Origin of the sequence: Streptomyces sp. Ru71 (assembly GCF_002920535.1) — a bacterium.
Lineage (GTDB): Bacteria > Actinomycetota > Actinomycetes > Streptomycetales > Streptomycetaceae > Streptomyces.
This window is the reverse complement of sequence record NZ_PQSS01000128.1, coordinates 1-11,208: the sequence shown is the minus strand read 5'-3', so window position 1 is coordinate 11,208 and position 11,208 is coordinate 1. Positions and strand designations below refer to the sequence as shown.

General features: G+C 69.0%; 10 protein-coding genes. 5 read left to right on the top strand and 5 right to left on the bottom strand.

The features are described from left to right. Positions 1 to 103: 103 nt before the first annotated feature. Entirely contained in the window at positions 104 to 1,672 is a 1,569-nt protein-coding gene (locus tag C3489_RS36895) for a multicopper oxidase family protein (protein WP_181139994.1), read from the bottom strand. A gap of 288 nt (positions 1,673 to 1,960) precedes the next feature. Here C3489_RS36895 and C3489_RS36890 point away from each other — a divergent pair, with 288 nt between their 5' ends. Beyond that, positions 1,961 to 3,109, top strand: a complete 1,149-nt coding sequence (locus C3489_RS36890) for an alkene reductase (RefSeq protein WP_103786511.1) — start codon at positions 1,961 to 1,963, stop codon at positions 3,107 to 3,109. Here C3489_RS36890 and C3489_RS36885 read toward each other — a convergent pair. The 4 genes from C3489_RS36885 to C3489_RS39925 all read right to left on the bottom strand — a co-directional run bounded on the left by C3489_RS36885 (position 3,102) and on the right by C3489_RS39925 (position 6,100). Continuing rightward, positions 3,102 to 3,542 (bottom strand): VOC family protein, encoded by a 441-nt coding sequence (locus C3489_RS36885; protein ID WP_103786507.1) that lies wholly within the window; start codon positions 3,540 to 3,542, stop codon positions 3,102 to 3,104. The genes C3489_RS36890 and C3489_RS36885 overlap by 8 nt on opposite strands. A gap of 153 nt (positions 3,543 to 3,695) precedes the next feature. Further along, a complete protein-coding gene (locus C3489_RS36880) occupies positions 3,696 to 4,301 on the bottom strand; it encodes a dihydrofolate reductase family protein (protein WP_103786506.1) in 606 nt (201 codons plus the stop codon). A gap of 449 nt (positions 4,302 to 4,750) precedes the next feature. Next, complete coding sequence (locus C3489_RS36870) at positions 4,751 to 5,326, bottom strand: antibiotic biosynthesis monooxygenase (protein WP_258055115.1); 576 nt, start codon at positions 5,324 to 5,326, stop codon at positions 4,751 to 4,753. A gap of 138 nt (positions 5,327 to 5,464) precedes the next feature. After that, positions 5,465 to 6,100, bottom strand: coding sequence for a TetR/AcrR family transcriptional regulator C-terminal domain-containing protein (locus C3489_RS39925; protein ID WP_103786504.1), 636 nt, complete (start codon positions 6,098 to 6,100; stop codon positions 5,465 to 5,467). 142 nt (positions 6,101 to 6,242) lie between these two features. Here C3489_RS39925 and C3489_RS36860 point away from each other — a divergent pair, with 142 nt between their 5' ends. From C3489_RS36860 to C3489_RS36840, 4 genes are all read left to right on the top strand, one after another. After that, positions 6,243 to 7,790 carry an APC family permease gene (locus C3489_RS36860; protein ID WP_103786503.1) on the top strand — a complete coding sequence of 516 codons (1,548 nt, stop codon included), beginning with the start codon at positions 6,243 to 6,245 and terminating at the stop codon, positions 7,788 to 7,790. Between the two features lie 73 nt (positions 7,791 to 7,863). Further along, positions 7,864 to 8,994 carry an agmatine/peptidylarginine deiminase gene (locus tag C3489_RS36855; RefSeq protein ID WP_258055114.1) on the top strand — a complete coding sequence of 377 codons (1,131 nt, stop codon included), beginning with the start codon at positions 7,864 to 7,866 and terminating at the stop codon, positions 8,992 to 8,994. Between the two features lie 847 nt (positions 8,995 to 9,841). After that, positions 9,842 to 10,537 (top strand): aminopeptidase P family protein, encoded by a 696-nt coding sequence (locus tag C3489_RS36845; RefSeq protein ID WP_258055113.1) that lies wholly within the window; start codon positions 9,842 to 9,844, stop codon positions 10,535 to 10,537. A gap of 275 nt (positions 10,538 to 10,812) precedes the next feature. Further along, positions 10,813 to 11,208, top strand: a 396-nt coding sequence (locus C3489_RS36840) for a DUF6234 family protein (RefSeq protein ID WP_258055112.1), incomplete at its 3' end; no start/stop codon positions are given.

Sequence of the window (11,208 nt, the reverse complement as noted above, 5' to 3'; positions counted from 1 at the left end):
GCATGCCTGCTGCCCGATGAGCCGTATGCCTGCTGCCCGAGCGGCAGCAGGCACCGGCCTGCACATGCGGCTACGGCGTACGCGCCCTGAGAACGCGGTCAGTTCAATCCACGTAGTGGACTTGCTGCATCATGCCCAGGTCCTCGTGGTGGAGTTGGTGGCAGTGGGCGATCGTGCGGCCGGTGAAGTCCTCGTACCTGACCAGGAACGTGACCGAGCCGGCGGATTTGCCGCCGGCCAGGCTGACGGTGTCGTGCCAGACCGGCGGGTCGAGCCGTTCGCCGTCGCGGTGGGTGAGGAGGACCTGGTTGGTGTGCAGGTGGAAGGGATGGTGGTGCGCCGGCATGGTTCCGTCGGTACGGATGGTCCAGCGTTCCACGGTGCCAAGTCGCAGAGTGTGGTTGGTGTAGGCGGGGTCGAACAGGCCGTAGGCCGGGTCGCGGGTGAGATCGCCGTCGGGGTCGGCCGCGGGTGTTGCGCCGGCGCCGAGGATGCGGAAGGCACTCGGATAGGGCCCGGAGAAGACGCCCGCATCGGTGTGGAAGATGACCTCCCGGTCGGCGTGGGGGTCGGTGATGTCGCTCTCGTCGAGGAACGGCAGGCCCTGCGGCAACGAGGTCGGCAGCTTCATCGGCGGCTTGATGGGCTCTCCAGCGACCTCGATCGTCATCAGCGGTACGGTCACAGCGTGGGCCCGCAGTTCGTACGTGCCGGGCTTCGTCGCCTGGACCAGCACGTCGGCGCGGTTGCCCATGGCCATGTCCACCGCGCGCAGGGAGACGGGTGTGGCGAAGGTGACGCCGTCTTGCGCGATCTGATGCAGCGGCAGGTCTCCGCCGTCCCCGCTGACCTGGAGCCGCAGGGCGGTGAAGGCCGTCGCGGCGACGAGCCGCCAGCGCTGGACCTCGCCCGGGCGCAGCCGGAGGGTGGGGTTGACCGCGCCGTTGACAGTGAAGGTGGAGGGGATGCCCGTCACCCAGCGATCCGAGGTGAAGGCAGGGACCCTGCCGTTCTTCATTTTGAGTTCGTTGATGCAGACGACGACGTCGGCGGCCGCCTTGATCTCCGGGACCTCATCGACGTCGCCTTCGACGATGATCACCCCGGCCATGCCGCCGACGAGCTGCTCGGCGGTGGATCCGTGCAGATGCGGGTGGTACCAGTAGGTGCCGGCCGGGTGGTCGGCCGGGACGTGGATGGTGGTCTTGTACCGCGGCTCCGGGGCGCCGGCGGCGACCTCTTCCGGGGTGCGCGGCGCGAACTCGCGCAGGACGTTGTCGGCGTGCCCGGACGGCGAGACGTGCATCCCGTGGGTGTGCAGGTTGAAGCTGTTGGCGTGGTGCGGGGTGTTGTGGCCACCGGTGTGGGAGGGGTTGGGCGGCAGGCCGTTGATGTGTGTCAGCCGCATGATGTCCCCGCCGCGCACGCGCAGGGTCGGCCCCGGGATCGTCCCGTTGTAGGCGCGAGTGGTGACCGACCCGTGACCCGGTACGACGACCTCCGAGAACCGCACGTCCAGCGTCTGCTGGAGCACCGGCGACCCTGAGCCGGACACGCGGCGCGAGGCCGACACCGCGGGTTGCGGGAACGACGTCGGTGCCGCCGTGCGCCGCCCGTCCCACAGCTCGCTGGACGCCGTAGCGAGGCCCGCGACGGGGAAGGCCTTGAGCACCGATCGACGGCCGATTCGGCCATTTTCTCCCATAATCGAGCAATCTATATCAACTCGGCTATGCGTCCAGGTGACACGCAGTGGGCACTGCCGGCTGCCGCAGACGATCGGCCCAAGGTGAACAGGCGGGCGCGGTACGCTCGGCCGTCACCAACCCTGGGCCTCGCGCCGCGACGAACCGTCGCTCACGCCACTTCGCCGAGCCGGTTCACGATCCGCACGCGCCACCCCCGCATGCGTGGCCGGGGCTTGAACCTGACACCGGTGTCAACTTCTACCGTGCTCGGCATGACGAACGCACCGGTCGACTCCCGCCTCTTCGAACCCGCCCTCCTCGGCGCCCTGCACCTGCCGAACCGTCTGGTGATGGCGCCCATGACCCGCAACCGCGCCGCAGCCGACGGCGTCCCGCAACCCATCATGGCCACCTACTACGCCCAGCGTGCCTCAGCGGGTCTGATCATCGCCGAGGCGTCGACGCCGAACGCCGTGGGGCAGACCTACCCCAACATCACCGCGATCTACAACGAAGCGCACGTGGCCGGATGGCGACGCGTCACCGATGCCGTGCGCACCGCGGGTGGCCGGATGTTCCTGCAGCTGCAGCACGGTGGCCGGATCGGTCATCCCGACACCAGTGGCCTGACGCCGGTTGCGCCCTCGCCCGTGCCGCTCCCGGAGACGATCTACACCCCCGGCGGACACCAGGACGCAGTGGTACCCCGTGAGATGACGACCGACGAGATCAGCGCCACCGTGGCCGATTTCGCCGCTGCCGCCCGCAACGCCATCGACGCCGGCTTCGCCGGTGTGGAGGTGCACGCCGCCAACGGCTACCTCCTGCACCAGTTCCTGGCACAGGGCACCAACCACCGCACCGACGCCTACGGCGGCTCGGTCGCCGGCCGCATCCGGTTCACGGTGGAGGTGGTGCGCGCGGTCGCCGACGCGATCGGCCCCGAGCGGGTGGGCGTGCGGATCTCACCCGGAATCACCGTCAACGGCATACACGAGGGCGACACCGAGGAGATCTACCCGGCCCTCATCGCTGCCCTGGCCGACGCCGGACTGGCCTATCTGCACGTTGTCTTCGCGGATCCCGACCAGCCACTCTTCCAGGAGATCCGTAAGGCGTGGCCCGGCACGCTGATCGCCAACCCGGTCCTGGGATGGGGCAAGCCGCTGCCGGATGACGGGGGCAGGCACGAGAGCGAGCGGCTCCTCGCCGCCGGAGCCGACCTGATCTCACTCGGCCGCCCGTTCCTCGCCAACCCCGACCTGGTCGAACGACTGCGCATCGGTGCGCCGATCAACCAGGTTCGGGAGCAGGGCCTGATGTACACGGGTGGCAAGACCGGCTACACCGACTATCCCTCGCTTGCCGACTCCCACCTCCGAGCCGAGACACTGCAACCCGTCGGACCGGCCGTCAGCTGATCTGTTCGGCCAGGGCCAGGATGATGCCCGAGGGGCCGCGGAGGTAGCACAGGCGGTACATGTCCTCGTACTGCGCCACCTCGCCGATGAGTTCGGCGCCATGGGGGCGCAGGCGGGCGATGGTGTCGTCGATGTCGTCGACGGCGTACATCACCCGGTGCAGGCCCAGCGTGTTCGGCGGCGGGTTGTGCGATCCGTCGCGCATCGCCGCGGGGGAGTGGTACTGCGCGAGCTCCAGCTTGCCGTGGCCGTCCGGCGTCCGCATCATCGCGATGTCGCTGCGGACTCCGTCGAGTCCGACCGCCTGATCCGCGAAGAGGCCCTCGATCTGCGCCTTGCCTTCGACCTCCATGCCCAGTTCGGTGAAGAAGGCGACGGCGGCGTCCAGGTCTTCGACGACGATGCCGACGTTGTCCATCCGCTGAAGCGTCATGAATGGTTCTCCCTCTGCGTCTGTGTGGCCCTCCGAGGCCACCGGTATACCGAGGACGGAGCCGGCGGCCTCATCTCGACACCCGTGAACGGGCCTAGTTCCGCAGGCCCGCTCCCGACCCCGCCCTGGGGTTGCCCCGAAGCCGCGAAGTGCCTAGTAGCTGTCGTAGCTGGGCTTGCCGGTGGGCCGGTAGACGCCGACGACGGTGCCGCCCTTCGTCGTCGAGACGCTGACCGGCTCCAGCGCGGTGGGGATCGCTCCGTCGGCGAACAGCCGCTTGCCGGTGCCGATGATCACCGGGTGGATGGTCAGCCGGTACTCGTCTACGAGGCCGTGCTTCATGAGGGTCTGGGCGAGGTCCCCGCTGCCGACGACGCTGATGTTTCCGCCGTCGGACGCCTTCAGCTTGCGTACGGCATCGACGACGTCGCCCTCCAGCAGCGTGGAGTTCTGCCACTCGACGGACGTCAGGGTCCGGGACGCCACGTACTTGTGCATGCTGTTCATCCGATCGGTGAACGGGTTGCCGGGATCGGCGTTCGGCCAGTACGACGCGAAGATCTCGTACGTCTTGCGGCCGAGCAGCATCGCGTCGAAGTCCTCGTACCAGCCGGCGATGGCCGCGCCGACCTCCTCGTCGTCCACCGGCTTCTGCCAGCCGCCGTGCTCGAAGCCGCTCTCAGCGTCCTCGTCCGGTCCGCCCGGCGCCTGCATGACGCCGTCCAGTGTCAGGAACGTGCAAACGATGATCTTGCGCATGGTGCGCTCCCTTCGTCGACAGGTAGACCGCACATCCATCAAAAACTCATCGTCGAGTACCTGCACGCGCGTGATCGGCCGACAGCGCCTGCGGAGCAGCGTCAGGCGCGTCGGAACCGATCGGTCATATGTTTGATTTCAGGATGGCGCTTCCTCAGAGCGCGAGAACCACCCTACGCATGATCACGGCCGGGTCCGGGGTGAGGAAAGCAGGGCACTCCTGCGGGACCGCACCCGCGAGACCAGGTACCAGCAGGCGACGATCAACACGGACGTCACCGCAGTGACCGACCAGCCCCTGTAGATGCCCGCAAGGCCGGTGGCGAAGCGCATGACGACGGTGAACGCGGCCCAAACCGCCGGCCAGCGTGCCGCCTTGACCATGCGTCCCTGTGGTGGCATGGCGCGAGCATATCCACGGGCTTGGAGGGGAACGGGCGAGGGCTGTGCTAGGAGGTGAGCCAACGGCGAAGGAGTCTGCTCACGGCCGGCATCGAGACGTAGGTCATGAGCACGTTGAAGACGCAGGCCACGACCAGGCTGCTGGCCAGGACGGGGAGTGAGGTCAGGTGTGGCACGAGGAAGAGGCTGCCGAGGACGGAGATGGGGTAGATCGCCAGGGTCGCGCTGATCGCCATCTTCCACCTCGGAGGTGCGGGCCGGGTGGAGCCCGGCTTGGCGAACCAGGTCTCCATTCCGGTCAGTTGCCGTCGGGCGATCTCGGTGTGGTGGTGTCCCTCGCAGTCGGCGAACCAGGCCGCGCGTTCCGGCGATTCCTGCCACGCCCGGCAGGCCTCCGCATCACGGAATCGATGGACCAGGAACCAGGGGGCGTCGCCGCCGGAGGAGCGGAAGAAGCCGTATCCGAGGTGGCCGGGAAAGGTTGCCGCGGTTTCGAGAATGCCCTTCGCCCACCGCTCGAACGCGGCTTCGTGGCCAGGCTCCACCCGGCGGGCTATCAGCAGGGTCACCTCGCCGGTGTCGGCCGGGACGGTGGTGTGCTCAAGGCTGACGGCGGTCAACACAGACTCCTCATGATCTCACCGCGCCCGTGCACACTGTACGCGTTGCCCGCCGCGGCTTGCTGAGCCGCTGACCGCGAAGGGGCGAAGGCCCAGGGGTGGGGCTGTCCCTATGGCCGTCGACGCCGAGCGGGTCGGAGGTCAGTCGGACGCCAGCTCGTGGGCGAGGCCGGTCAGGAGGAGGGTGAGGCCTCGTTCGAAGCCGCGGTCGTCCAGGGCCGCGGGATCGGGGTCGTCTCGGGTGGCGGCTTCGAGGGTGTCGGCGAGGGCGGGATAGGCGGGGCGGTATTCGCCTGGTGGTCGGGTGAAGCCGGCTGTGTAGGTCTCCAGGGCGGAGCCGAGCACCAGGAAGTCGATGGCGGCGCCGACTTCGAGGGCTTGCGCGGGCTGGACTCCGGCCCGGATGAGGGTGTCCAGCAGGGTGTCGTACTCGCGCAGGGCGTCCGTGCCGCGTACCCCGCGGCGGGCGACGAGTGAGATGGCGTTGGGGTGCCGCAGGAAGACTCGGCGGTACCCGCGGGCGTAGGCGGCGATGCCTTCCTGCCAGGGCCGGTCCCGCAGCGGGCTGACGTCGATCTCGGCGTCGAGGAGTTCTCCGACCGCGTCGAGGATGTCGTCCTTGGAGCGGACGTGGTGGTAGAGCGAGGCGCCGCGCACGCCGAGCCGGTCGGCGAGGGCGCGCATGGTGAGTGCCTCGTAGCCGTGGTCGTCGATGAAGTCCAGCGCGGCGCGCGCGATGGCCTTCCGGCTCAGTACCGCCTGGTGTGGTCGGCCCACGACCCGCCCCTTCACGAACTCGGCATCTCGGCAACTCGGCAAGGTTACTCACCCGGAGGGTCTTCCCAAGCGCCGGTCAGGCCTCTACGGTCGCCGCCTAACAAAGTTAGTTTTAGCTCGTGCGACAAGGCGAGGTACGCCCATGCCCCGATCCCAGCCCCAACCCCTGCCCCCCGAGGACGGGGACGCCGTACGCCTGGAGGCGCTCGGCTACCAGCAAGAACTGCGCCGCAGCCTGAACATCCTGGGCAACATCTCGATGGGGTTCGCGGTGGTGTCCCCGGTCGTCGCCCTCTACGCCGTCTCGATGATCGCGACGATGATCGCCGGACCGGCCTGGGTCTGGGCGCTCCCCGTCGTCCTGGCCGGACAGTGCCTGGTCGTCAACGTCTACAGCGAACTCACCTCCCAGTGGCCGCTGGCCGGCGGGCCCTATCAGTGGGGCCGGCGGCTCATCGGCCCCAGGTTCGGCTGGCTGGGCGGCTGGGTGTGGCAGTTCGCCGTGATGTTCGGCAACACCACCGTCGCCTACCTGGCCGCGCCGTGGGTCTTCGCCCTCTTCGGTGCCGTACCGTCTCCGGGCGCCCTGGTCGCGGTCGCGATGGCGATCGTGCTGGCCTGCTCCCTGGTCAACGCCTACGGCATCGGCATGCTGCGCTGGTTCGTGTCGGCCGGCATCGCGGGCGAGGCGATCGCCTCCGTCCTGGTCGGGCTGTCCTTGCTGCTGTTCTTCCGCAAGCACCCGGTCTCGATGTTCACCCACACCTTCGGCGCCGAAAAGCTGTCGGACGGCTCCCTGCCCATGGCGTTCATGGCGGTCGTCGCGGTGGCCGGCTGGGCGTTCATCGGCTTCGACGCCTGCGTGTCGACCGCCGAGGAGACCAAGGACGCGGCCCGGCAGGTGCCCCGGGCCATGTGGTGGGCTCTGCTCTCCGTGGGCGCGGTCGTCATGCTCAACGCGGTGGCCGTCGCCATCTCCTACCCCGACACGGCGGCGGCCGTGGCGGGCAAGGACGTCGACCCGGTGACGACGGCCGTGGTCACCTCGTTCGGCTCCTGGTCCGACAAGCCGTTCGTGGCGATCGTGCTGGTCAGCTTCCTGGCCTGCGCGATGGCCTCGCAGGGCGGCGCCGCCCGGGGGCTCTACTCGCTGGCCCGCGACGGCGTGTTCCCCTTCTCCGCCCAGGTCCGCAAGGTCAACCGGCGGGCCGCGCCCATCGGGGGCCTGGTCGCCTCCACACTGGTCTCCGCCTCCGCCCTGCTGCTGGGTCTGAACGCCACCGCCATCGGATCGCTGATCTCCTTCGGCACGGCAGCCACCTTCGTGCCGTTCTTCCTGGTGTCCGCCGCCGCGCTCGTCGCCCGGCTGCGCGGGACGTGGGTGCCCGCCGGTGCGATCCGGCTGGGCCGCTGGGGGACGGCGCTCAACGTCCTGGCCGCGCTGTGGGCCGGGTTCGAAGTGGTCAACGTCTGCTGGCCGCGCACCCTGCTCGCACCGCCCGGGGCGCCCTGGTACCAGATCTGGGCCGCGCCGCTCGGCGTCGCCGTCGTGCTCGGCACCGGCGTGCTCTACCTGCTCATCCGCCGGCCACACGAGCGGATCGCGGCCGCCGACGGCACATCTGCCGGCCCGGCCCCGGCTCCGGCCGAGACGCCGCCGTCCCCGTCTTCGCCCGCGTCGGCGCCGTAGCCAGACGGGTGAAACGGCCGCTCACCACAATCGCCACCCCCAGCAAGTGCAACCACTCCAGAAGGGTCTTTCCATGAATGCTTCTGCCATGTCCCGGCGCCGCTTCCTGAGGAGCTCCGCCGCTCTGACCGCCGCGACGGGGGCCGGCCTCGCCGTCGCGGCCGGCCCGGCCGAGGCGGCCACGTACAACGGCGCGACCTACACCGTCCCCGGTGAGTGGGCGCCACACGCTGGGTGTCTCATGGCCTTCCCCTGGGATGCCGCCGACAACTGGGGGGACAAGCTCCCGGCGGTCCAGGACGAGGTCGCGGCCGTCGCCCGCGCCGTCGCCCGGTTTGAGCCGGTCACCATGGTAGCCAACACCGGGACGGGCGACTTCGTACGCTCCAAGGTCGGCCCCGGCATCACCGTCATCGAGTACCCGATCAACGACTGCTGGCCCCGCGACAACGGCCCCATCTTCGGCGTCGACGCCACCGGCACCCGCCTGCTGGGCCTCGACTTCGCCTTCAACGGCTGGGGCAACAAGTTCCCGCACGACAAGGACGACCTGCTCCCGGTCGGCGTCTGCGACTACCTCGGCGTGCCCCGCCTCCCCGTCGACCTGGTCTTCGAGGGCGGCGCCCTGCTCCAGGACGGCGAGGGCACGATCATCGGCACCGAGGAGTGCCTGCTGAACCCCAACCGCAACCCGAACCTGACGAAGGCACAGATCGAGGCGGCCCTGCTGGACGCCTACGGCGCCCGCAAGATGATCTGGCTGCCGTACGGCATGTACGGCGACACCATCACCGACGGCCATGTCGACCTGGTCGCGGCCTACGCCGGGCCGGCCTCCCTGCTGATCAACATGCCCTCCGACACCAACGATCCCAACTATCCGCGGCTGCTGCGCAACAAGCGCATCCTCCAGTCGGCCACGGATGCCCGCGGGCGCCGGTTCCAGCTGACGGAGATGCCGTTCCTGCCGAAGTTCACCGTGGGCACCGACCGGGTGATCACCTTCAGCTACACGAACTACTACCCGACGGCCACCGGCATCGTTGTCCCCACCGCGAACATCCCGTCCAGTGACACTCCGGCGCTGGCGGTCATCCAGTCGCTGTTCCCCTCCAAGACGGTGGTGGGCGTCCCCGCGACCACGCTGGCCTGGGGAGGTGGCGGCGTCCACTGCATCACGCAGCAGATCCCGGCCACCCACTGAGCAGCGCGTCCACGGCCTGCGCCGAGCAGGGCAGAGGGTGAAGCGGTCGACCCAGCGGCGGACGCGGGTGGCGCCCGGGAAGATCCACTGGTGACCTTGGGCCTCCGGGCCTGCCCCCTGGCGGGGCGGGCCCGGAGGGACTGCAGCCCCTTCCCTCCGGCAACGGCACGCCCTGCCAACCGCAAGGCCGAGCAGTGCCGAGGCTGGTCAACTGGGAGCCGCTACTCCGACAGGCGTTGCACCCCATGCGGGATCCAGGGGAAAGGAACATGGGGCCAGCGCGCTGCAGTTCTCGACGAACTCCGGAGGGACCGGACCTCGCCGATACGGTCGGCCGGCCTCCAGCCAGCCGACGTTGAGGCGTGAGTACGCGGGGCGGTACCGGAGCGCGTAGAAGCCGGACTCCCTGTCCGTGAACGAGTCCTCGGGCAGGTAGTCGTACTCGGTTAGGTCTTCGTAGAACACATGAGGATGATCGCCGCATGAACCCTCCGGGGGCCACAGCACAGATCCGGCGGACAGGCCCTGATCCAGCCAACTGGTTGGGACTGGTGAAGACGCGGGGTGGCCCGCGATGTCGTCCTCGGTTCAGCGCGGCGACAAGCGCATCCGCATTGTCGTTACCTCCAACGTCTGGCGCTCACAAGCGACCTGCATTGTGCCATCAGCTGGGCATTTGCCAGTTAATTGTCGAAGACTGGCCCGCATGTGCAGGATGGTTGCCAGAAGGTGTCCACGGAAGGAGGCAAGTCACTGGCTCTTCAGAGCCGATCACATCGGCTGCGGCGCCATCGACTCAGAGTGCGCTCGACACCTTGAAAGCAGCACGAAGAAGAGGAACGGCACGATGACGGAGCCCGACCGCATGGACGAGCGGCTGCGAGCTCTGGGGCTGGCGGAGGCGCAGCGGATGGCCGAAGCCCTGTTCGCCGACGTCATGGCCCGCGACGTCATCACGCCCGGTCGTGGTACACGCGAGGCGGGCAGGTGGATCGGGGACCTGGCAAGGCAGGCGTACGGCCCAGCCGCGCGACGGACAGAGCCGGTCATCAGGTCGGGCCCCCACACCATGACCCCGTACGAACCGGAGCCGCCCGACCGCGTCGTCGGGGAAGACGACGTCGTCGTCGCCGATCTCGGTCCCATTCTCCGTGGCTACGAAACGCAGTTTGCCCGTACCGTCGCTTTCGGCAACGACCCGCACAAGCACAGTCTCGTCGAGGATCTGCCGAGGGTGTTCGACGCCGGCCGCAAGGCGTTCTACACGGATACCGGCATCACGGGCAGGCAACTGTACGCCGAGGTCCAGGCCGTTGCCGCCAAGGCCGGCTGGACGCTGGGCGGAGGGCACGTCGGCCGCCTGGTCGGAGCGGACCCGGCCACGGACTTCCACCATGGTCACGCGTTCCTCTGCCCCGACAACGACCAGCCTCTCCGCCGCATCGTGCACGGAGGGTGGCAGGCCCATTGGATCCTGGAGATCCACCTTGTCGACGAACAGCAGGGCTTCGGCGGTACGCACAAGGGGCTTCTCAACCTCTGAAGCCCCTTACGGCCGGCCCGGCCTCCGTCGCATGCCCGCGACACCCGGCGTCGCCCGTCGCTGGCGACCAGAACAACATGACCTACGCCTACGCGATCTGCAGCGAGGACGGCACGAACCTCAAGCACGTCTCGACCACGGTCAGCTGCACTGAGGTGAGCGGCCCGAACACGGGCTCCACGGGTCAGTTCGCGACACTCGGCTGCTCCCGCGAGGACCGGCAGATGAGTACGGGTACTCATGTGGATCACCACCAGCCACGGCACCCTGCACCCATGACCGACACCCTCCCAGTCCCAGGCCGTCGGCGCCCGTGGTCGCGCAGAACACGCCTGGGCGTGGACCTCGCCCTTGCGATCCCGCTGTTCCTGTTGGAGGCCGCATGGCTCGTGCTGGACTGGATATACGGCTACGGCCTGGAGGTATGGGCAGCGCAAGGCGACAAGGCAGGAATCGACGCGGCCGGCCTCGCGCACATCGAGCGGCTACGGGTGTTGCTGATCGCCGTGCTCGTCCTGGCAGTTGTCGCGGCTGTCTTCCGCGCCCGCTGGACGGTGATCGCACACCTCCTTGTGGCTCTCCTGGCAGGCGGATCGCTCACGGCCGCGCAGCATGAGTGGGATCAAAGCCACACCCCGCCCGCCGGATGCGTCCGCTACAGCGCGAACTGC

Excerpts from the sequence above, each read along its gene's own strand:
- C3489_RS36890 (WP_103786511.1), top strand. The coding sequence starts at position 1,961 with ATGACGAACGCACCGGTCGACTCCCGCCTCTTCGAACCCGCCCTCCTC.
- C3489_RS36885 (WP_103786507.1), bottom strand. The coding sequence starts at position 3,542 with ATGACGCTTCAGCGGATGGACAACGTCGGCATCGTCGTCGAAGACCTG.
- C3489_RS36880 (WP_103786506.1), bottom strand. The coding sequence starts at position 4,301 with ATGCGCAAGATCATCGTTTGCACGTTCCTGACACTGGACGGCGTCATG.
- C3489_RS36860 (WP_103786503.1), top strand. The coding sequence starts at position 6,243 with ATGCCCCGATCCCAGCCCCAACCCCTGCCCCCCGAGGACGGGGACGCC.
- C3489_RS36855 (WP_258055114.1), top strand. The coding sequence starts at position 7,864 with ATGAATGCTTCTGCCATGTCCCGGCGCCGCTTCCTGAGGAGCTCCGCC.
- C3489_RS36845 (WP_258055113.1), top strand. The coding sequence starts at position 9,842 with ATGACGGAGCCCGACCGCATGGACGAGCGGCTGCGAGCTCTGGGGCTG.